This window comes from Achromobacter sp., assembly GCF_050285565.1.
Classification (GTDB): Bacteria; Pseudomonadota; Gammaproteobacteria; order Burkholderiales; family Burkholderiaceae_B; genus Achromobacter.
In genome coordinates this window covers 199117-218125 of the sequence record NZ_JBLZXG010000010.1, presented here as the reverse complement: position 1 = coordinate 218125, position 19009 = coordinate 199117, and the positions used below count along the sequence as shown (strand labels likewise).

Genomic DNA, 19009 nt, shown 5'->3' with positions numbered 1-19009 from the left:
CGGGTCGACACGATGCGTGAAAGCGAATTCTCTTCCGCCCGGCAAGGGCGCGCCAATGGCGCGCCCTTGGCGTTTTCAGGCGCGGTCCAGGCCGACTTCCTGCAACACCGTGGTCGAGATCTCCTCGATCGACTTGGTGGTGGTGGACAGCCACGAGATGCCTTCGCGGCGCATCATGCGCTCGGCCTCGGCCACTTCGTAGCGGCACTGTTCCAGTTGCGCATAGCGGCTGTTGGGGCGGCGCTCGTTGCGCACTTCGGACAGGCGCTCGGGCTGAATCGACAAGCCGAACAGCTTGGCACGGTGCGGGGCGATGGTCGAGGGCAGGGTGCCGCGCTCGAAATCGTCCGGGGTCAGGGGGAAGTTGGCGGCCTTGATGGCGTACTGCATGGCCAGATACAGGCTGGTCGGGGTCTTGCCGCAGCGCGACACGCCGACCAGGATGACGTCGGCCTGATCCAGCTGGTTGACGAACTGGCCGTCGTCGTGTGCCAGGCTGAAATTGATGGCGTCGATGCGGTTGCGGTACTTTTCGGAGTTGGCCTGCATGTGCGAGCGGCCGATGGAGTGGCTGGATTTCAGCCCCAGCGCCTGCTCGATGTGGCTGACGAAGGTGCCGAACAAGTCCAGGAAAATGCCGTTCGCCTGGCGAACACGAGCCAGGATATCCGGATTGACCAGCGTGCTAAAGACGATCGGCGGCACGCCGGCCTCCTGGGCGCTGCGGTCGATGCGCATGGCCACTTCGGCGGCTTTTTCCAGGGTGTCGACAAACGGCAGCCGCACCGGCTTGAAATCGACTTGCTCGAATTGGGAAAGCACCGACTGGCTGAAGGTTTCCGCGGTGATACCGGTACTGTCGGAAACGATGTATACCGTGCGTACGATCGGGGTAGATGTCATATGTAAAAATTCCAACCAGGCGGATGGCCGGATGTGCTCCTCCGAGTACAATCAGGCCCCTATAAGTCACCCCAAGGGCGGTCCAAGGCCAGTTTGGTCAGCGCAGGCGGATCGACGAATTCCGGGCGGTAGCCGGCGTCGAATCTGCATTGACCAAACTCGCTTTCATTCCATTGTAAAAGGTGACTTCAATGTCGTATGTTGTTTTGTTCGAGCAGCTCCGCATGACGGACGTGGACTCGGTAGGAGGCAAGAACGCATCACTGGGCGAAATGATCAGCCAGCTGTCTGGCGCGGGTGTCCGCGTGCCGGGCGGCTTTGCCACGACCGCTGATGCCTTCCGCGACTTCCTCAAGGCCTCGGGCCTGGACAAGCGCATCGCCGAGCGTCTGACCACGCTGAACCCCGAAGACGTGCGCGAGCTGGCCAACGCCGGCGCGCAGATCCGCCAATGGATCATCGAGGCGCCGTTCTCGACCGAATTCGAAACCCAGATCCGCGAGGCCTTCGCCAAGCTCGACGCCGACGGCAAGGGCTCGTTCGCGGTGCGTTCGTCCGCGACCGCCGAAGACCTGCCCGACGCCTCGTTCGCCGGCCAGCAGGAAACCTTCCTGAACGTGGTCGGCATCGACGACGTGCTGGACAAGATCCGCCACGTGTTCGCCTCGCTCTACAACGACCGCGCCATCTCCTACCGCGTGCACAAGGGCTATGCCCACGCCGATGTGGCCCTGTCGGCCGGCATCCAGCGCATGGTGCGTTCGGACAAGGGCAGCGCTGGCGTGATGTTCACCATCGACACCGAATCGGGCTTTCAGGACGTGGTCTTCATCACCTCGTCGTACGGCCTGGGCGAAACCGTGGTGCAGGGCGCCGTCAACCCCGACGAGTTCTACGTCTTCAAGCCCACGCTGGCCCAGGGCCATTTCCCCATCGTCGGCCGCCGCATCGGTTCCAAGCTGATCAAGATGGAATTCGACCCCGAGCGTCCGGAAGGCCGCGCCGTGCGCACCGTGGACGTGCCGGTGTCCGAGCGCAACCGCTACTCGCTGACCGATGACGAGGTCATCGAGCTGGCGCGCTACGCCGTCATCATCGAGAAGCACTACGGCCGTCCGATGGACATCGAGTGGGGCCGCGACGGCGTCGACGGCAAGATCTACATCCTGCAGGCGCGCCCGGAAACGGTGAAGTCGCAGCAGGGCGCCAACGACGTGCAGCAGCGCTATCGCCTGAAGGCCACCGGCCAGGTGCTGATCACCGGCCGCGCCATTGGCCAGAAGATCGGTTCGGGTCCGGTGCGCGTGGTCGGCGACATCTCCGACATGGACAAGGTCCAGCCCGGCGACGTGCTGGTCACCGACATGACCGATCCCAACTGGGAGCCCGTCATGAAGCGCGCCTCGGCGATCGTGACCAACCGTGGCGGCCGGACCTGCCACGCGGCCATCATCGCGCGCGAGCTGGGTATTCCCGCCGTGGTCGGTTGCGGCAACGCCACCGACGTACTCAAGGAAGGCCAGGCCGTGACCGTGTCGTGCGCCGAGGGCGACGAAGGCCGCATCTATGACGGCCTGATCGAGACCGAGGTCGAGGAAGTGCGTCGCGGCGAAATGCCGGCCATCGATCTGAAGATCATGATGAACGTGGGCAACCCCCAACTGGCGTTCGACTTCGCCCAGATCCCCAACAGCGGCGTCGGCCTGGCGCGCCTGGAATTCATCATCAACAACAACATCGGCATCCACCCGAAGGCGGTGCTGGACTACCCGAACGTCGACGGCGAGCTGAAGAAGGCGGTGGAATCGGCCGCCCGCGGCCATGCCAGCCCGCGCGCCTTCTTCGTCGAGAAGATGGCCGAAGGCGTGGCCACCATCGCGGCGGCGTTCTACCCCAAGCCCGTGATCGTGCGCATGTCGGACTTCAAGTCCAACGAGTACCGCAAGCTGGTCGGCGGTTCGCGCTACGAGCCCGAGGAAGAGAACCCGATGCTGGGCTTTCGCGGCGCCTCGCGCTACATCGCCGAGGACTTTGCCGAGTGCTTCCGCATGGAATGCGAAGCGCTCAAGAAGGTGCGCGATGACATGGGCCTGACCAACGTCGAGATCATGGTGCCGTTCGTGCGCACCCTGGGCCAGGCCGAGAAGGTCGTCAACCTGCTGGCCAAGCATGGCCTGGCGCGCGGCGAGAACGGCCTGAAGCTGATCATGATGTGCGAAGTGCCGTCCAATGCCATCCTGGCCGACGAGTTCCTGCAGTACTTCGACGGTTTCTCGATCGGTTCGAACGACATGACCCAGCTGACCCTGGGCCTGGACCGCGACTCCGGCATGGAACTGCTGGCGGCCGACTTCGACGAACGCGACGAGGCCGTCAAGTTCATGCTGCGCCGCGCGATCAAGGCTTGCCTGGCGGCCAACAAGTATGTTGGCATCTGCGGCCAGGGCCCCAGCGATCACCCGGATTTCGCGCAGTGGCTCAAGGATGAAGGCATCCTGTCGATGTCGCTGAACCCGGACACGGTGGTCGACACCTGGCAGCGCCTGGCCAAGCCGTAAGCCGCCCGCCCGCTTGCAAGAAGCCCGCGCCACATGGCGCGGGTTTTTTTGTAGTGGCGCCGGCCGCGGCGACTCGGGCCCGAGCGGCCCCCCGCGGCGACCGGGCTTCAGGCCGCGCGGGCTTCGCGCTCAATCAGTTCGCGCTTGCGTTCGATGCCCCAGCGGTAGCCGGCCAGCGAGCCGTCGGTGCGCACCACGCGGTGGCAGGGGATGGCCAGCGCGATGTTGTTGGTGGCGCAGGCCCGCGCCACCGCGCGCACCGAGCGCGGCGCGCCGATGCGCTCGGCGATGTCGGTGTAGGTGGCGGTGGTGCCGACCGGGATCTCGCGCAGCGCCTCCCAGACGCGGCGCTGGAAGGCGGTACCGCGCACGTCCAGCGGCAGGTGCAGGCCCACGGACGGGTTTTCGACGAAGCCGACCACCGCCGCCATCCACTGTTCGAATTCGCGGTCGGCGCCGATCAGTGTGGCGGCCTTGAAGCGGTCTTGCAGGTTGCGCACCAGTTGCTCGGGGTCTTCGTGCAGCGCGATTTCGCAGATGCCGGTGTCGCTGGCCGCGACCAGCAGCGCGCCGAGCGCGCACTGGCCCACGGCGAAGCGGATCTCGACGCCTTCGCCGTCCTTGCGGAAGGCGGTGGGAGTCATGCCCAGGATGGCGGGAGCGGCTTCGTAGAAGCGGCCGCTGGAATTGAAGCCGGCGCCATACATGGCATCGGTGACGCTGGCGCTCTGGCGTAACTGCTGGCGGGCGCGGTCGGCGCGCAGCGCGTTGGCGTAGGCCTTGGGCGTGATGCCGGTGGCCGCCTTGAAGATGCGGTGGAAGTGGAAGCGGCTCATGCCGGCCTGCGCGGCCAGCGTGTTCAGGTCGGGCGGCTGCTCGGCCTCCAGCGCCCGGCAGGCGCGTTCGACCAGGGCGGCGTGCTGTTGGCTCAAGGGGGCGGCGTGGGTCATGTCAGGCTCCGGGGGCGCGCCGAGATGCGCGCTTTCGGCAATGTTCCCAGGGACCGGCCGCCGCCGCACTCCGGTTGTTGCCCGGCGCACCCGCCTCAGGCGGGCGCGTAGGCGTCCAGGAAGCGGCGCACCAGCTCGCCGGATACCGGCGTGGCGCGCACGTTGGCCGACAGGCCGGGCACGTCGAGGTTTTCGGCGGCGTAGCGGCGGCCGTAGCGCTCGAGGTGGGCGCGCACGAAATCGGGCCCGAATTCGGGATGGAACTGGGTCGAGAAGATGTTGCGGCCGATGCGGATCATCTGGTGCGGGTCGAGGTCGGAACGCGCCAGCACGGCCGCGCCCGGCGGTAGCTGCAGCACGGTCTGCGCATGCAGCATCTGCGCCGGGAAGGTGGGCGGCAGGCCGGCCAGCAGTTTGTCGCCGGCGGCGGCGGGCAGCAGTTCGACCGTCTGGGTGCCGACTTCGCGCCCGGCGGGGTTGTAGCCCACCTTGCCGCCCAGCGCGTGCGCCAGCAACTGGTGGCCGTAGCAGATGCCGAACATCGGCAGGCCGGCGGCGGCGGCCTCGCGCAGCCAGGCGGCGGTGGCTTCGCTCCAGGGTTCCTGGTCGGTGACCATGGCGGGCGAGCCGGTGATCAGGGCGGCGCGGTATTGGTCGGGCGCGCGCGGGCGTTCGCCGGCATGCACGGCGACGACTTCGAGGGCGTCGGGCGCCAGGCCGCAGGCCTGCGCCAGTTGTTCGGCATAGCCGCCGAACTGGCGCTTGAGCGTGTCGTCGGGGTCGCCCGTGTGCAGGATGAGGACGGGGCGGGCGGGGGGCGTTGCAGCGATCATGGGGGGTCTGTGCGTGGAAAATGCCGGGCGCCGGATCCGGGTCGTTCGGGGCGCCAGGGCACATCATAATCCAGGGCGGTTGTCCGAGGCGGCCGCCGGGTGTCACCGCGGGGTCATGGAAATACGTACAATCCGCAGATCGACTCACCCTTTCAGGTAATACTCGACTATGTGGATCTGGCTTGGGCTGGCCGCGCTGGCGCTGATCGGCGAACTGGCGACGGGAACGTTCTATCTGCTGCTGGTGGCCCTGGGCCTGGCCGCGGGGGGCATCGCCGCATGGCTGCTGGCCGGCCTGGAATGGCAACTGGTGGCGTGCGGCGTGGTGTTGCTGTTGGGGTTGCTGGTGCTGCGCAAGACGCGCGTGCTGAAAAAACGCGAGGTCAATGCCGCCCGCAACGCCGACGTCAACCTCGATATCGGCCAGACCGTCAACGTCGAGGCCTGGGCCGACAACGGCTCGGCGCGGGTCTGGTATCGCGGCGCGCATTGGCAGGCCGAACTGGCCGCCGGCCAACCCGCCCTGGCCGGTGAGCACATCATTGTCGAACTGCGCGGCACGCGGCTGGTCCTGACGCCCAAGGGCAGCGCGGCCGGCGCCCCGCGCTGAGAAAAGGGGAAGCGACCTTCGCATTCCCCGCAAGACCCGGCCCGGTCGTACGCGGCGCCGGACGCAGCAGGCGCCCTGGCTTTCGCGGGCAGGGGCGTCACCGCATTCACCCCAGAAGAGGCACTACACCATGATGGACACTTCCACTATCGTCCTGCTCGTCATCGTCGCGCTGGCGATCCTGATCGTCATCAAGTCGATCGCCATCGTTCCCCAGCAGCACGCCTGGGTGGTGGAGCGGCTGGGCAAGTTCGACCGCGTGCTGTCGCCGGGCGCCGGCTTCGTGATCCCGTTCATCGAGCGGGTGTCGTACAAGCACTCGCTCAAGGAAATCCCGCTGGACGTGCCGAGCCAGGTCTGCATCACGCGCGACAACACGCAATTGCAGGTGGACGGTGTGCTGTATTTCCAGGTGACCGACCCGATGCGGGCGTCGTATGGCTCGTCCAACTACATCTCGGCCATCACGCAGCTGGCGCAGACCACGCTGCGCTCGGTGATCGGCAAGATGGAACTGGACCGCACCTTCGAGGAACGCGACGCCATCAACAGCACCATCGTGTCGTCGCTGGACGAGGCCGCGCTGAACTGGGGCGTGAAGGTGCTGCGCTATGAAATCAAGGATCTGACCCCGCCCAACGAGATTCTGCGTTCGATGCAGGCGCAGATCACCGCCGAACGCGAAAAGCGCGCCCTGATCGCGGCCTCGGAAGGCCGCCGTCAGGAACAGATCAACATTGCCACTGGCGAACGCGAAGCCGCCATCGCCCGCTCGGAAGGCGAGAAGCAGGCCCAGATCAACCAGGCGCAGGGCGAGGCCGCGGCGGTGCTGGCGATTGCCGAGGCCACCGCCAAGGCCATCACCCAGGTGGCCGACGCGGTGCGCCAGCCCGGTGGCATGGAAGCGGTCAACCTGAAGGTGGCCGAGCGCTACGTCGAGGCCTTCGGCAACGTCGCCAAGGCAGGCAACACGCTGATCCTGCCGGCCAATCTGTCGGATGTGGGCGGCATGATCGCCTCGGCCATGACCATCGTCAAATCCACCCGCAACAGCTGAACCGCGCGCCGTCAGGCGCACCGCCCATGATCGCTCCCGTGCATTTGCTGTTGATCGCAGTACTGACGGGAGTGCTGTCGCTGTGCGTGCTGGGTTCCCTGGTGCGCAGCGGCATGGCGGGAATCCGCGAGACCATCCGCGCCAACCTGCTGACGCTGTCGGCGTTTTTTCTGTTCGGGTTGCAGGCCACCGAGGCGCCGCGCTGGCTGTCGATCGTGTTGCCCAACCTGCTGATCGGCCTGGCGCTGTGCGCCTATTACACCGGCATCCGGCGCCTGCTGGGACAGCGGGTGCCGCGGCATCTGATGGGACTGGCCTGTGTCGCGGCCTGGCTGACGCTGGCCGGATACACTTATCTGGACAGTCAGGTGGGGCCGCGCATCGTCGCCATGTCGACGCTGCAGATGGGGTTCATGTTCGCGGTGGCGGCGGCGGTGTGGCGCGGCCTGCCGGCCAACCGCTCGCGCTACAGCTATTACTTCGTCTGGTCGGTGGCGATGATTTCGGCGCTGACCTGCGCGCTGCGTTCGGTGCTGTTCGCGTCGGCCGTGGCGCAGGCCGATTTCCTGTTGCAGCCGACCACTTGGAACATCGTGTTCATGACGCTGGGTGTGCTGGCGATGCCGTGCCTGACGCTGGGCACCATCATGATCATCCACGACCGCATGCTGGCCGATCGCGAGCACGAGGCCAGCACCGATTTCCTGACCGGGCTGATGTCGCGCAAGGCGTGGTGGCTGCAGGCCGAGCGCTATTGCGCGCAGGCGCTGCGCACGCGGCGGCCGCTGTCGCTGCTGTTGCTGGACATCGACCATTTCAAGCGCATCAACGATACGCACGGCCACACCGCCGGCGATGCGGTGCTGCGCCACTTCGGCCTGCTGGCCACGGCCACGCTGCGTACCGGCGACCACGTCGGCCGGGTGGGAGGCGAGGAATTCAGCGTGCTGTTCGCCGACATGCGCAGCGACGCCGTGATGGAAGTGGCCGAGCGCTTGCTCGATTCGGTGCGGCGCACGCCCTGTGCCCACGGCGGCAGCACGATTGCGTATACGTTCAGCGCCGGGGTGGCGGACTGGCTGCCGGGCGAGAACCTGCAGGCCTTTTTCGAGCGCGCCGACCGCACGCTGTACGCCGCCAAGCAGGCCGGCCGCAATCGCGTGCTGGGGCCGGGCGCGAACCCGGCCGAGCGCGCGCCGCTGCCGACGGCGGCCTGAACCGGCAGCGCGCTCAGCTGTCCTTGCGCGAGGCGCGCGTGTCGTGCTTCATGATGCGTTCTTTTTCGCGCTGCCAGTCTTTTTCACGCGCCGTGTCGCGCTTGTCGAACAGCTTCTTGCCACGGCCCAGCGCGAAATCGAGCTTGATGCGGCCGTTCTTGTAGTGCAGGTTGAGCGGCACCAACGTATAGCCGCGCTGCTCGACCTTGCCGATCAGTTTGCTGATTTCCTCGGCCTTGAGCAGCAGCTTGCGCGTGCGCATGGCGTCGGGATGGATGTGGGTGGACGCCGTGGGCAGGGGACTGACGTGCATGCCGAGCAGAAACAGCTCGCCATCGCGCACGATGACGTAGCTTTCCTTGAGCTGCACGCGGCCGTCGCGGATCGCCTTGACTTCCCAGCCCTGGAGAACGAGGCCGGCTTCGTAGCGGTCTTCGATGAAGTAGTCGTGCGTGGCCTTGCGATTATCGATAATGCTCATCTTGTCGGGGCCAATATGCCCATTCGTTCTTTGTTTGCTCTTGCTTGCGCCCCCGGATGGCGCGGTGCCGGTAAAATCCTATCATTCTAGCCATTTGCGATAGTCGATGCACAAAGTACAGCGATCCGTCCTGGTGCCCTACAGCGCCGCCCAGATGTTCGACCTGGTGGCCGACGTGGAGAAGTACCCCGAATTCATGCCCTGGTGCGGCGGCGCCGAGGTGCAGACGCGCGACGAGCACGGCATGCAGGCCTCCATCCTGATCAGTTTCGCGGGCATGAAGCAGCGCTTCACCACGCGCAACCGGCACGTCTATCCCGACCGCATCGACCTGGAGCTGGTCGACGGGCCGTTTTCCAGCCTGGTGGGGCACTGGGAGTTCCAGGCGCTGGCCGAGGACGCCTGCAAGGTGTTGTTCACCATGGAATACGCCTTTTCCAACCGGGCGCTGGAGATGGTGGTGGGGCCGGTGTTCAACCGCATCGCCACCAGCTTCATCGATTCCTTCACCAAGCGCGCGCAGGCCAAGTATGGCGAGTGAGGGGCACGGGCAGATCGCGGTATCGGTCTGTTATGCCTTGCCGGGCCAGGTCTGGCTGCGCGAACTGTGCCTGCCGGCTGGCGCGACCGTGGCCGATGCCTTGCGCGCCAGCGGCTTCGCCCAGGCCTTTCCGGTGGTGCAACCGTGGGAGCGCGGCGTGGGGGTGTTCGGCAAGGCGGTCGAGGCCGCTACGCCGCTGGCGGACGGTGACCGCGTCGAGATCTACCGCGGCTTGAGTTTCGATCCCAAGGAGTCGCGCCGCCGCCGCGCCGAGCACCGGCGCGCCAAGACCGCCCGCAATGGGCGGGTGCGTCCGCCCGGGCTGTTGTAGCCGGGCGGGGCCGTCGCCGCCACATTGTCATCAACAGGACAAATCGCGCCGGCGCTTCCGGCGTAACATGGATTGCGCCGCACACTTACGTTTACGTCAACGTCATGCCAAAATGGCCTGGCTGACGTTCACGAGACGGCAGCAACGCCAACAGACAATACCAATGACATCAGGAGACAGGCTGTGGACTTGGAACTGACCGACGAGCAGCGCGCGTTCGCGCAGGCCGCGCGCGACTACGCCCAAGGCGAACTGGCGCCGCACGCGGCGCGCTGGGATGCCGAGGGCATCTTTCCCAAGGAGGCGTTCGCGCGCGCCGGCGAGATGGGTTTCTGCGCCATCTACGCCAGCGAGGACATCGGCGGCCTGGGCCTGCCGCGCCTGGATGCCACCCTGGTGTTCGAGGAAATGGCCGCCGTCGATCCGTCGACCACGGCATTCCTGACGATCCACAACATGGCCACCTGGATGGTCGGCAAATGGGGCCAGCCGGCCCTGCGCGAGGCCTGGGGACCGCTGCTGGCCAGCGGCCAGAAGCTGGCCTCGTACTGCCTGACCGAACCGGGCGCCGGCTCCGACGCCGCTTCGCTGTCGACCCGCGCGCAGCGCCAGGGCGATCACTACGTGCTCAACGGCGCCAAGGCCTTCATTTCCGGGGGCGGCGACACCGACCTGCTGGTGGTGATGGCGCGCAGCGGCGGCGAGGGCGCGGGCGGCATCAGCGCGTTCGCGGTGCCGGCCGACAGCGAAGGCATCAGCTACGGCCGCAAGGAAGAAAAAATGGGCTGGAACAGCCAGTCCACCCGCCCGATCGTGTTCGAGAACGTGCGCGTGCCGGCCGGCCATCTGCTGGGCGGGGAAGGCGAGGGTTTCAAGATCGCCATGAAGGGCCTGGACGGCGGCCGCATCAACATCGGCACCTGCTCGGTCGGCGCGGCCCAGGGCGCGCTGGATGCCGCCCGCCGCTACATGGACGAACGGCGCCAGTTCAACCGCCGCCTGGCGGAGTTTCAGGCGCTGCAGTTCAAGCTGGCGGACATGGCCACCCACCTGGTGGCGGCGCGCCAGATGGTGCGGCTGGCGGCCTGCAAGCTGGATGCCGGCGCGCCGGACGCGGCGACCTACTGCGCGATGGCCAAGCGCTTCGCCACCGACATGGGTTTCCAGGTGTGCCTTGATGCCCAGCAGATCCACGGCGGCTACGGCTACCTGCGGGACTATCCCTTGGAGCGTCTGGTGCGCGATACTCGCGTACATCAGATTCTGGAGGGGACCAACGAGATCATGCGCGTGATCATCGCCCGCCAATTGTTGGAAAAAGGAGCCGACATAAGATGAATGCACCGGTGCTGTTCGAAGAAAGGGCCGCCGCCAATGGAATGCGCTTCGGGATCGCGACGCTGAACTCGCCGCAGACCCTGAACGGCTTGTCGCTGGAGATGGTCGACCTGCTGGCCGAGCGCCTGGACGCCTGGGCGCGCGATCCGGCGGTCGCCCTGGTGGTGTTGCAGGGGGCGGGCGACAAGGCCTTCTGCGCCGGGGGCGACCTGCACGGCCTGTACCGCAGCATGACCGAGAACGCCGGCAAGGGCGCCTGGAGCAATGCCTACGCGCGCCGCTTCTTCGAACACGAGTATCGGCTGGACTACCGCATCCACAGCTACCCCAAGCCGGTGCTGTGCTGGGGCCACGGCATCGTCATGGGCGGCGGCATCGGCCTGATGATGGGCGCCAGCCATCGCGTGGTCAGCGAGAGCTCGCGCCTGGCGATGCCGGAAATCTCCATCGGCCTGTTCCCGGACGTGGGCGGCAGCTGGTTGCTGAACCGCATGCCTGGCCGCATCGGGGTGTTCCTGGCGCTGACCGGCGCGCAGATCAACACCGCCGATGCGTTCTTTGCCGGCCTGGCGGACTTCCGCCTGAACCACGAAGACTGGCCCAAGCTGCTGGCCTCGCTCGAAGAGCAGCCCTGGGCCGGTCAGGCCGCCGGCAGCGCCGATGACGCGATTGCGCCGCGCTCGATCAACGACGGCCTGCTGCGTCGCGCCCTGACGGCGCTCGAGCCGCAGACGCCGCTGGAAAGCGGCCATCTGCGCCAGCACTCGTTCATGATCAACAGCCTGTGCAGCGGCAACCGGCTGGACGAGATCCACGAGGAACTGGCGGCCCTGAAAGACCACGACGACCCGTGGCTGGCGCGCGCCGCCAGCACCATGCTGGCCGGCTCGCCGGGTTCGCTGCGGCTGTCGTTCGCATTGCAGCAGCGCATGCGGCTGCGGTCGCTGGACGACGTGTTCCGCACCGAGTACATCGCCGCGCTGCATTGCGCCGCGCACGGCGACTTTGCCGAAGGCATCCGCGCGCTGCTGATCGACAAGGACAAGAAGCCGCGCTGGAATCCGGCGGTGCTGGACGTGGCCAGCGACGCCTGGGTGCAGCAGTTCTTCGAGGAGCCCTGGCCCGAAGGCCAGCCGCATCCGCTGGACGACCTGGGCAGGCAAGGCCGCTGACCGCCGCCGCGCGGGCCGGCATCGCGTCGCAACACTGATTTCATACCTACAGCAATAGCAACAGGAGACAGGACATCATGAGCAGTATCGCGTTTATCGGTTTGGGCAACATGGGCGCGCCCATGGCATTGAATCTGGTCAAGGCCGGACACAGCCTGACGGTGTTCGACCTGGTGCCGGCGGCGGTCAAGGCGCTGACCGACGCGGGCGCCAAGGCGGCGGCCTCGGCCGCCGAGGCGGTCAAGGGCGCCGAGGTCGTGATCTCGATGCTGCCGGCCAGCAAGCACGTCGAAGGCCTGTATCTGGATCAGGATCTGTTGGGCAAGATCCCGTCCAGCGCGCTGGTGATCGAGTGCAGCACCATCGCCCCGGACTCGGCCCGCAAGGTGGCGCAGGCCGCTCAGGTGCGCGGCATCGCCATGATCGACGCGCCGGTGTCCGGCGGCACCGGCGGCGCGGCCGCCGGCACGCTGACCTTCATCGTCGGCGGCCAGGCCGCGGCGCTGGAACGGGCCCGTCCGGTGCTGGAGAAGATGGGCAAGAACATCTTCCACGCCGGTCCGGCCGGCGCCGGCCAGGTCGCCAAGATCTGCAACAACATGCTGCTCGGCATTCTCATGGCGGGCACCTCCGAGGCGCTGGCGCTGGGCGTGGCCAACGGCCTCGATCCCAAGGTGTTGTCGGACATCATCGCCAAGAGCTCGGGCCGCAACTGGGCCACCGAGCTGTACAACCCCTGGCCCGGGGTGATGGAGCACGCGCCGGCTTCCAAGGGCTATGCCGGCGGGTTCGGCGTCGACCTGATGCTCAAGGACCTGGGCCTGGCGGCCGAGGCGGCGCTGTCGGCGCGCGCCTCGATCCCGCTGGGCGAGCTGGCGCGCAACCTGTATTCGCTGCATAGCGCAGGCGGCTCGGGCCGGCTGGATTTCTCCAGCATCGTCAACCTGGTCAAGCGCGACCAGGACTGACATGGCCACGCCCGCCACGTGTGTCGATCCGGCCGGGCGGGTCCGGGCCAGCTTCGAGCAGCAGAGCATCATGCGGCTGCTCGGCGCCAGCCTGGATCTGGTCGAGCCGGGCAGGGTGGAGATCGTGCTGCCGCACCGCGCGGATCTGTGCCAGCAGAACGGCTTTCTGCATGCCGGCATCTCCACCACCATTGCCGATTCGGCTGGCGGCTATGCCGCCTTCAGCCTGTTCGAGCCGGGCGAGGAGGTGTTGACCTCGGAGTTCAAGATGAATTTCCTGGCGCCGGCCAAGGGCGAGCGCTACGTCGCCAGCGGCCGCGTGGTCAAGCCCGGCAAGCGCCTGTCGATCTGCCAGGTCGAGGTGCACGCTTATGCCGGCGAACAAGCCTCGCTGTGCGTGATAGGCTTGCTCACCGCGGTGCGCGTGACGCCGCGTTGAGCCGCTTGCGGCGGGCCGCCGCAAGTCTTGTCGCGCCTTGAACGGGTCTATGGCAATGCCTTCCAAAGAACACCATCGGATCTTCCGCAGCAACTGGCTGCGCGCCGCCGTGCTCGGCGCCAATGACGGTATCGTGTCCACCGCCAGTCTCATCACCGGCGTCGCGGCGGCGCAGGTGACGCACGAGGCGGTGCTGACCTCGGGCCTGGCCGGGCTGGTGGCCGGCGCGTTGTCGATGGCGGCCGGTGAATACGTTTCGGTGCGCTCGCAAGCCGACATCGAGGCGGCTGACCTGCGCATGGAGCAGCGTTCGCTCAAGCGCAACTCGGGCGAAGAGTTGGAAGAACTGATCGAGATCTACGTCGAACGCGGCCTGTCGCGCGATCTGGCCGAGCAGGTGGCGCGGCAATTGACGCGCCACGACGCGCTCGATGCGCATGCGCGCGACGAACTCGGTATTTCGCTGCACAACCGCGCGCGGCCGGTGCAGGCGGCGGGGGCGTCGGCGGCGTCTTTTGCCGGCGGCGCCGCCTTGCCGTTGGCGGTGGCCGCGGTGGTGCCGGGAGCGCCGCTGATCGGCTGGGTGATCGGGGCGTCGGTGGCCTGTCTGGCCTGTCTGGGGGCCCTGGCCGCCGGGGCCGGGGGCGCGCCCAAGCTGCCGGCGGCGCTGCGCGTGACCGTGTTGGGGGCGCTGGCGATGGCCGTGACCGCCGGCGTCGGCGCCTTGTTCGGCACCGTGGTCTGAGGCGCGCTACGGCGTGATGGAATAGGGCAGCGGCGCCGGGGCGATGCGCGGGCCGTCGGCCGCGCCCAGCCGCAGATCGCCCTGCGGCAGGGCGGCCAGCGTGGTTTCGAACAGCACCGAGACCGTGTCGCCCGTATCGTGCCCGCGCGCGGCGTCGACGACGCGGCCGGTGGGCTCGCCTGGCTGGGTGGCGTCGAACACGTCCTGGCCGGCCAGGTCGGCGCCGGCAGGCAGGTCGGCGCCGGCGAGGGTGCCGAAGGCCATGCGGCGTTTGACCGTGCCGCGATAGTGGCTGCGCGCCACCACTTCCTGGCCGGGATAACAGCCCTTGGTGAAGCTGACGCCCTGGATCAGATCCAGGTTGACCGTTTGCGGAATGAAGACGTCCTGGGTGGCGGCGGTGATCCAGGGAATGCCGGCGGCCAGGTCGGCGGCGTGCCATTGCGCGGCCGGCGCCAGGCCGAGCACGGCGGCCAGGGGCGCGGCCGAGGCCAGTTGTTCGTCGCTGGCGAGCCACCACCAGCGCAGCGTGGCGCCGGCCGAGGGCGCGGCGATCCAGGTGCCCGAGGGCAGCTCGGCGCGCTGCCAGGGCGTGCGCGGCAGGGGGCCGGCGGCGGCCTCCAGGTCAGCCACCTGTGCCGGCGCGGCCTGCACGCCGGCGGCGCGCAGCGGGGCGGGGGCCAGCTTGACCTTGGCGCGCAGCACGAACATCGACAGCCGCTTGATCAGGGCGGCGGCCAGATCCTGGCGCACCAGGCCGTACAGGCGCGGCGCGTCTTCGGCCGGATCGGCGCCGCGCCACATGACCAGCGTGGCCAGCAGGCGGCCCTTGGCGGTGCAGTAGCCGGCCAGGCGCGCGGCATCGGCGGGCAGGCCGGTGACGTCCTGCGTCAATTGGCCGTGCAGGAAGGTCAGCGCGTCGGCGCCGGCGGCGCTGAAAACGGCAAAATCCTCCAAGGGAGCGCATTGCGCGCAACCTTCGGCGCGCGCCGGGATCGAAGAATGGAAAGCATGCATGGCTTTGCGGGGCCCGTGACTCGTCATCAAAGGCTTGATGATAGCTGCGTTCCGGCCCCGGCAGGCCCATGCCCGCGCCGGGCTAAGGGGCGTCCGAGGCGGCGCGGCCCTCGTTTCGCGCCGGCAGATCCGCGCGATCCATTAAACTCCCCACACTTATGAAGAAGCGACTCCGTTTTTACGTCCTGTGGTCATTCCTGCTTGTCGTGCTGGCCGCCGCCGCTGCCGCCGGCGCCGCCTGGCACTGGATGCACCGCCCCATCCACCTGTCGACCGACAGGATCGATTTCGTGGTGGACCCGGGCAGCAGCCCGCGCACCGTCGCGCGCGCGCTCAATGCCGCCGGCGTGCCGGTCTGGGAGCCGGGGTTCGTCTGGATGGCGCGCCTGTCCGAACAGGACAAGCTGATCAAGGCCGGCGGCTACCAGGCCATCAACGGCGATACCCCCTGGCTGCTGCTGGAGCGCATGGCCCGCGGCGACATGACGCAGCGCCAGATCACTTTCCTGGAAGGCTGGACCTTCCGCCAGATCCGCCAGGCGCTGCGCGAGAATCCCGACGTCAAGCAGACCCTGGGCGATATCAGCGACGAGGCGCTGATGGAGCGCCTGGGCTCGGACATCAAGCATCCGGAAGGCCTGTTCTTTCCGGACACCTATGTCTTCACCCCGGGCAGCACCGATTTCGACCTGCTGCGCCGCGCCTACCGGGAAGGCCAGCGCATCCTCGACGACACCTGGGCCAAGCGCCAGGCCGACCTGCCGCTGTCCACGCCCTACGAGGCGCTGGTGCTGGCGTCCATCGTCGAGAAGGAAACCGGCCACGGCCCGGAACGGCGCCGGGTCGCGGGCGTGTTCACCAACCGCCTGAAGATCGGCATGCTGCTGCAGACCGATCCCACCGTCATCTATGGCATGGGCGACGCCTACCAGGGCCGCATCCGCAAGCGCGACCTGCAGACCGACACGCCCTGGAACACCTATACGCGGCCGGGCCTGCCGCCCACGCCAATTGCCGCCGCCGGCCGCGCGGCGTTGCTGGCGGCGGTGCAGCCAGAGCAGCACAAATTCCTCTATTTCGTCTCGCGCGGCAATGGCACCAGCGAGTTCTCGGCCAACCTGTCCGAGCACAACCGCAACGTGTCGCGCTACGTTCTCGGGCAGACGCCCGCCGCGCGCCCGGCCCCGGTGGGCAAGCCTGGCGCCGTGACCGCACCGACGCCCGCCGGCCCGCCGGCGCAGGAGCCGGCTTCCCCTTCCGCGCCGCAGACCGAGCCGGCGCTAGCACAAGGACAAGAACAATGACCTCACGCGGACGCTTCATCACGCTGGAGGGAGTGGACGGCGCCGGCAAGAGCACGCACACCGGCTGGATCGCCGATTTTCTGCGCGGCCAGGGGCTGGAGGTGGTGTCCACGCGCGAACCCGGCGGCACGCCGCTGGGCGAAAAGCTGCGCGCGCTGGTGCTGACCGATCCGATGGGACTGGACACCGAAACCCTGCTGATGTTTGCCGCCCGCTGCGAACACCTGCACCAGGTGATCGAACCGGCGCTGGCGCGCGGCGCCTGGGTGGTGTGCGACCGCTACACCGACGCCACCTACGCCTACCAGGGCGGCGGCCGCGGCCTGGGCGCGGCGCGCGTGGCGGCGCTGGAAAGCTGGATGCAGGCGGGCCGGCCCGACCGCACCTGGCTGTTCGATGTGCCGCTGGAGGTGGCGCGGGCCCGCCTGGCCGACGCTCGCGAGCCCGACCGTTTCGAGCGCGAAGGCGCGGCTTTCTTCGAGCGCACCCGCGCCGCCTACCAGGCCCGCGCCGCGGCCGAGCCTGACCGCATCCGCGTGATCGATTCGACCCGCGCGATTCCCGCAATCCGCGCCGAGCTCGAAGCCGGGCTGCGCGCGCTGGTGGCGGCCCGTCCATGAGCGCGCCCCAGTTCCTGCCCTGGCAGATGGCGACGGCGCGCGCCTGGCTCGGCAACCGCGAGCGCTTCGCCCACGCCTGGCTGGTGCACGGCCTGGCCGGCATCGGCAAGCTCGATTTCGCGGTGGCCGCCGCCGCCAGCCTGTTGTGCGAGACGCCCCAGGATGGGCTGGCCTGCGGTCACTGCGCCGCGTGCGCGTGGTTCATCAGCGGCAACCACCCCGACCTGCGCCGCATCCGGCCCGAGGCCGTGGCGGTCGAGGAGGGCGCCGAGGCCGCCGAGGCCACGGAAGACGCCGAGCCGGCCAGCGGCAGCGCCAAGAAGGCGCCGTCCAAGGAAATCCGCATCGACCAGATCCGTTCGCTGGAGTCCTGGTTCAATACCGCCACCCACCGCGGCGGCTGGCGCGTGGCGCTGCTGTATCCGGCGCACGCCTTGAACGTGGTGTCGGCCAACGCCTTGCTCAAGGTGCTGGAAGAGCCGCCGCCGCATACCGTGTTCCTGCTGGTGGCCGACGCGCCCGACCGCCTGCTGCCGACGCTGGTGTCGCGCTGCCGCCGGCTGCCGCTGCCGGCGCCGGACCCCGATACCGCGCTGCAATGGCTGCGTGACCAGAACGTGGAGCCGGCGCGCGAATGGCTGGCGGCCGCCGGCGGCGCGCCGCTGGCGGCGCTGCGCCTGGCGCAGCATGCGGAAACGCCATGCCCGCCCTGGCTGGCGCAACTGGTGGCTCCCTTGGCCAAGGGCCAGACGCCCGATGTGGGCACCTTGGCCGAGGCCTTGGAAAAGGCCGCGCCCACTGAGTGGATCGACGCCTTGCAGCGCCTGTATACCGATCTGATGCTGGCCGCGGCGGGCGCCCCGGTGCGCTATTTCCCGTCGCTGGCGGCGGCGGTGGCCGAGGTGGCCGGGCGCATGAACACCGCGCGCGCGGCCGAAGCCGCGCGCTGGCTGACGCGCCAGCGCGCGCTGGCCACGCACCCCTTGAACGGCAAGCTCTTCGCCCACGCGACGCTGCAGCGCGTGGTGCTATCCTGCCAGGCATAACCCGGCGCGACGCCGTCGCCCGCCCGCTGCGTCCGGGCGGCCGCGGGGGCGCCGCGCCATCCCTGATCCAAGTCTCATGTACGTCGATTCACACTGCCATTTGAACTTCCCCGAGCTGGCGGCCGACCTGCCCGCGATTCTCGAGCGGATGGCCGCCAACCAGGTGACCCACGCGCTGGTGGTCAGCGTCAATATGCCCGAATGGCCGGGCCTGATGTCGCTGGTCGAGCCCCAGCCCAACCTGTGGGCCTCGGTCGGTGTGCATCCCGATTACGAAGACACGCCCGACCCCGAGCCGGACGAACTGGCGCGCCTGTCGGCCCATCCCAAGGTGGTGGCGATCGGCGAGACCGGGCTCGACTATTACCGGCTGTCCGAACCGCTGGACTGGCAGCGCGAGCGCTTTCGCCGCCATATCCGCGCCGCCCGCGCTACCGGCCTGCCGCTGATCGTGCATACCCGTTCCTCGGCCGAGGACACGGTGCGTATGTTGCGCGAGGAGGGCGCCGCCGAGGTCGGCGGCGTGATGCACTGTTTTACGGAGACCTGGGAAGTGGCCCAGGCCGCGCTGGACCAGAACTTCCATATCTCCTTGTCGGGCATCGTGACGTTCAAGAACGCGCACGTGGTGCATGAGGTCGCGGCCAAAGTGCCACTGGATCGCCTGCTGATCGAGACCGATTCGCCGTATCTGGCGCCAGTGCCGTATCGGGGCAAGCTCAACGATCCGTCCAAGGTGATCCACGTGGCCGAGAAGATCGCGGAACTGAAGGGCATCAGCGTGGCCGAGGTGGCGCGCGCTTCTACCGATAATTTCTTCAATCTTTTCAGAAAGATAAAGAAATAATTTAAAGTCGATTACCTAAAGTCATTTATCAG

20 protein-coding genes are annotated in these 19009 nt (G+C 68.0%); 15 read left to right on the top strand and 5 right to left on the bottom strand.

All coding sequences use genetic code 11. The annotated features are described in order from the left end of the window. Window positions 1-75: 75 nt before the first annotated feature. Window positions 76-903 carry a posphoenolpyruvate synthetase regulatory kinase/phosphorylase PpsR gene (ppsR, locus tag ACN6O8_RS21445; RefSeq protein ID WP_427993006.1) on the bottom strand — a complete coding sequence of 276 codons (828 nt, stop codon included), beginning with the start codon at window positions 901-903 and terminating at the stop codon, window positions 76-78. Between the two features lie 191 nt (window positions 904-1094). Here ppsR and ppsA point away from each other — a divergent pair, with 191 nt between their 5' ends. Then, entirely contained in the window at window positions 1095-3461 is a 2367-nt protein-coding gene (ppsA, locus tag ACN6O8_RS21440) for a phosphoenolpyruvate synthase (protein ID WP_427993005.1), read from the top strand. A 107-nt stretch (window positions 3462-3568) separates the two neighbouring features. On the opposite strand, the gene ACN6O8_RS21435 is transcribed toward ppsA, so the two are convergent. Both ACN6O8_RS21435 and ACN6O8_RS21430 read right to left on the bottom strand, forming a co-directional pair. Beyond that, a complete protein-coding gene (locus ACN6O8_RS21435; RefSeq protein ID WP_427993004.1) occupies window positions 3569-4411 on the bottom strand; it encodes a bifunctional transcriptional activator/DNA repair enzyme AdaA in 843 nt (280 codons plus the stop codon). Between the two features lie 95 nt (window positions 4412-4506). Continuing rightward, entirely contained in the window at window positions 4507-5244 is a 738-nt protein-coding gene (locus ACN6O8_RS21430; RefSeq protein WP_427993003.1) for a glutamine amidotransferase, read from the bottom strand. Between the two features lie 169 nt (window positions 5245-5413). On the opposite strand from ACN6O8_RS21430, the gene ACN6O8_RS21425 reads away from it, so the two are divergent. The 3 genes from ACN6O8_RS21425 to ACN6O8_RS21415 all read left to right on the top strand — a co-directional run bounded on the left by ACN6O8_RS21425 (window position 5414) and on the right by ACN6O8_RS21415 (window position 8128). Beyond that, entirely contained in the window at window positions 5414-5854 is a 441-nt protein-coding gene (locus tag ACN6O8_RS21425; protein ID WP_427993002.1) for an NfeD family protein, read from the top strand. A 130-nt stretch (window positions 5855-5984) separates the two neighbouring features. Further along, window positions 5985-6911, top strand: a complete 927-nt coding sequence (locus ACN6O8_RS21420; RefSeq protein WP_427993001.1) for an SPFH domain-containing protein — start codon at window positions 5985-5987, stop codon at window positions 6909-6911. A gap of 26 nt (window positions 6912-6937) precedes the next feature. Next, window positions 6938-8128: a GGDEF domain-containing protein gene (locus tag ACN6O8_RS21415; protein WP_427993000.1), complete on the top strand. Its 1191-nt coding sequence runs from the start codon at window positions 6938-6940 to the stop codon at window positions 8126-8128. A gap of 13 nt (window positions 8129-8141) precedes the next feature. Here the strand turns inward: ACN6O8_RS21415 and smpB are convergent, their stop codons facing one another. Next, window positions 8142-8609 (bottom strand): SsrA-binding protein SmpB, encoded by a 468-nt coding sequence (smpB, locus tag ACN6O8_RS21410; RefSeq protein ID WP_006385177.1) that lies wholly within the window; start codon window positions 8607-8609, stop codon window positions 8142-8144. A gap of 106 nt (window positions 8610-8715) precedes the next feature. On the opposite strand from smpB, the gene ACN6O8_RS21405 reads away from it, so the two are divergent. From ACN6O8_RS21405 to ACN6O8_RS21375, 7 genes are all read left to right on the top strand, one after another. After that, window positions 8716-9150 (top strand): type II toxin-antitoxin system RatA family toxin, encoded by a 435-nt coding sequence (locus ACN6O8_RS21405; RefSeq protein WP_427992999.1) that lies wholly within the window; start codon window positions 8716-8718, stop codon window positions 9148-9150. Further along, on the top strand, window positions 9140-9481 hold the full coding sequence (locus ACN6O8_RS21400; protein WP_427992998.1) for an RnfH family protein: 342 nt from the start codon (window positions 9140-9142) through the stop codon (window positions 9479-9481). The genes ACN6O8_RS21405 and ACN6O8_RS21400 overlap by 11 nt, the downstream gene beginning before the upstream one ends. Window positions 9482-9664: 183 nt before the next feature. After that, complete coding sequence (locus ACN6O8_RS21395; RefSeq protein WP_427992997.1) at window positions 9665-10819, top strand: acyl-CoA dehydrogenase family protein; 1155 nt, start codon at window positions 9665-9667, stop codon at window positions 10817-10819. After that, window positions 10816-11991 carry an enoyl-CoA hydratase/isomerase family protein gene (locus tag ACN6O8_RS21390; protein ID WP_427992996.1) on the top strand — a complete coding sequence of 392 codons (1176 nt, stop codon included), beginning with the start codon at window positions 10816-10818 and terminating at the stop codon, window positions 11989-11991. The genes ACN6O8_RS21395 and ACN6O8_RS21390 overlap by 4 nt, the downstream gene beginning before the upstream one ends. A gap of 77 nt (window positions 11992-12068) precedes the next feature. Beyond that, complete coding sequence (mmsB, locus tag ACN6O8_RS21385) at window positions 12069-12959, top strand: 3-hydroxyisobutyrate dehydrogenase (protein WP_427992995.1); 891 nt, start codon at window positions 12069-12071, stop codon at window positions 12957-12959. Between the two features lies 1 nt (window position 12960). After that, on the top strand, window positions 12961-13398 hold the full coding sequence (locus ACN6O8_RS21380; protein ID WP_427992994.1) for a PaaI family thioesterase: 438 nt from the start codon (window positions 12961-12963) through the stop codon (window positions 13396-13398). A 55-nt stretch (window positions 13399-13453) separates the two neighbouring features. Next, window positions 13454-14143, top strand: a complete 690-nt coding sequence (locus tag ACN6O8_RS21375; protein ID WP_427992993.1) for a VIT1/CCC1 transporter family protein — start codon at window positions 13454-13456, stop codon at window positions 14141-14143. A gap of 6 nt (window positions 14144-14149) precedes the next feature. On the opposite strand, the gene ACN6O8_RS21370 is transcribed toward ACN6O8_RS21375, so the two are convergent. Next, entirely contained in the window at window positions 14150-15160 is a 1011-nt protein-coding gene (locus ACN6O8_RS21370; RefSeq protein ID WP_427992992.1) for a YgfZ/GcvT domain-containing protein, read from the bottom strand. 158 nt (window positions 15161-15318) lie between these two features. Between ACN6O8_RS21370 and mltG the strand changes: the two genes are divergently transcribed. The 4 genes from mltG to ACN6O8_RS21350 all read left to right on the top strand — a co-directional run bounded on the left by mltG (window position 15319) and on the right by ACN6O8_RS21350 (window position 18977). After that, complete coding sequence (gene mltG, locus ACN6O8_RS21365; protein ID WP_427992991.1) at window positions 15319-16464, top strand: endolytic transglycosylase MltG; 1146 nt, start codon at window positions 15319-15321, stop codon at window positions 16462-16464. Further along, window positions 16461-17084 (top strand): dTMP kinase, encoded by a 624-nt coding sequence (gene tmk, locus ACN6O8_RS21360; protein ID WP_427992990.1) that lies wholly within the window; start codon window positions 16461-16463, stop codon window positions 17082-17084. The genes mltG and tmk overlap by 4 nt, the downstream gene beginning before the upstream one ends. Further along, window positions 17081-18130: a DNA polymerase III subunit delta' gene (gene holB, locus ACN6O8_RS21355; protein ID WP_427992989.1), complete on the top strand. Its 1050-nt coding sequence runs from the start codon at window positions 17081-17083 to the stop codon at window positions 18128-18130. Before tmk ends, holB begins: the two co-directional genes overlap by 4 nt. A 76-nt stretch (window positions 18131-18206) precedes the next feature. Then, the gene (locus ACN6O8_RS21350) at window positions 18207-18977 is read left to right on the top strand and encodes a TatD family hydrolase (protein ID WP_427992988.1); all 771 of its coding nucleotides are present in this window, start codon (window positions 18207-18209) and stop codon (window positions 18975-18977) included. The last annotated feature ends 32 nt before the right edge of the window (window positions 18978-19009 follow it).

Coding starts and splice junctions, on each gene's coding strand:
- ppsR (WP_427993006.1), bottom strand. CDS start 903: ATGACATCTACCCCGATCGTACGCACGGTATACATCGTTTCCGACAGT.
- ppsA (WP_427993005.1), top strand. CDS start 1,095: ATGTCGTATGTTGTTTTGTTCGAGCAGCTCCGCATGACGGACGTGGAC.
- ACN6O8_RS21435 (WP_427993004.1), bottom strand. CDS start 4,411: ATGACCCACGCCGCCCCCTTGAGCCAACAGCACGCCGCCCTGGTCGAA.
- ACN6O8_RS21430 (WP_427993003.1), bottom strand. CDS start 5,244: ATGATCGCTGCAACGCCCCCCGCCCGCCCCGTCCTCATCCTGCACACG.
- ACN6O8_RS21425 (WP_427993002.1), top strand. CDS start 5,414: ATGTGGATCTGGCTTGGGCTGGCCGCGCTGGCGCTGATCGGCGAACTG.
- ACN6O8_RS21420 (WP_427993001.1), top strand. CDS start 5,985: ATGATGGACACTTCCACTATCGTCCTGCTCGTCATCGTCGCGCTGGCG.
- ACN6O8_RS21415 (WP_427993000.1), top strand. CDS start 6,938: ATGATCGCTCCCGTGCATTTGCTGTTGATCGCAGTACTGACGGGAGTG.
- smpB (WP_006385177.1), bottom strand. CDS start 8,609: ATGAGCATTATCGATAATCGCAAGGCCACGCACGACTACTTCATCGAA.
- ACN6O8_RS21405 (WP_427992999.1), top strand. CDS start 8,716: ATGCACAAAGTACAGCGATCCGTCCTGGTGCCCTACAGCGCCGCCCAG.
- ACN6O8_RS21400 (WP_427992998.1), top strand. CDS start 9,140: ATGGCGAGTGAGGGGCACGGGCAGATCGCGGTATCGGTCTGTTATGCC.
- ACN6O8_RS21390 (WP_427992996.1), top strand. CDS start 10,816: ATGAATGCACCGGTGCTGTTCGAAGAAAGGGCCGCCGCCAATGGAATG.
- mmsB (WP_427992995.1), top strand. CDS start 12,069: ATGAGCAGTATCGCGTTTATCGGTTTGGGCAACATGGGCGCGCCCATG.
- ACN6O8_RS21380 (WP_427992994.1), top strand. CDS start 12,961: ATGGCCACGCCCGCCACGTGTGTCGATCCGGCCGGGCGGGTCCGGGCC.
- ACN6O8_RS21375 (WP_427992993.1), top strand. CDS start 13,454: ATGCCTTCCAAAGAACACCATCGGATCTTCCGCAGCAACTGGCTGCGC.
- ACN6O8_RS21370 (WP_427992992.1), bottom strand. CDS start 15,160: ATGCATGCTTTCCATTCTTCGATCCCGGCGCGCGCCGAAGGTTGCGCG.
- mltG (WP_427992991.1), top strand. CDS start 15,319: ATGAAGAAGCGACTCCGTTTTTACGTCCTGTGGTCATTCCTGCTTGTC.
- tmk (WP_427992990.1), top strand. CDS start 16,461: ATGACCTCACGCGGACGCTTCATCACGCTGGAGGGAGTGGACGGCGCC.
- holB (WP_427992989.1), top strand. CDS start 17,081: ATGAGCGCGCCCCAGTTCCTGCCCTGGCAGATGGCGACGGCGCGCGCC.
- ACN6O8_RS21350 (WP_427992988.1), top strand. CDS start 18,207: ATGTACGTCGATTCACACTGCCATTTGAACTTCCCCGAGCTGGCGGCC.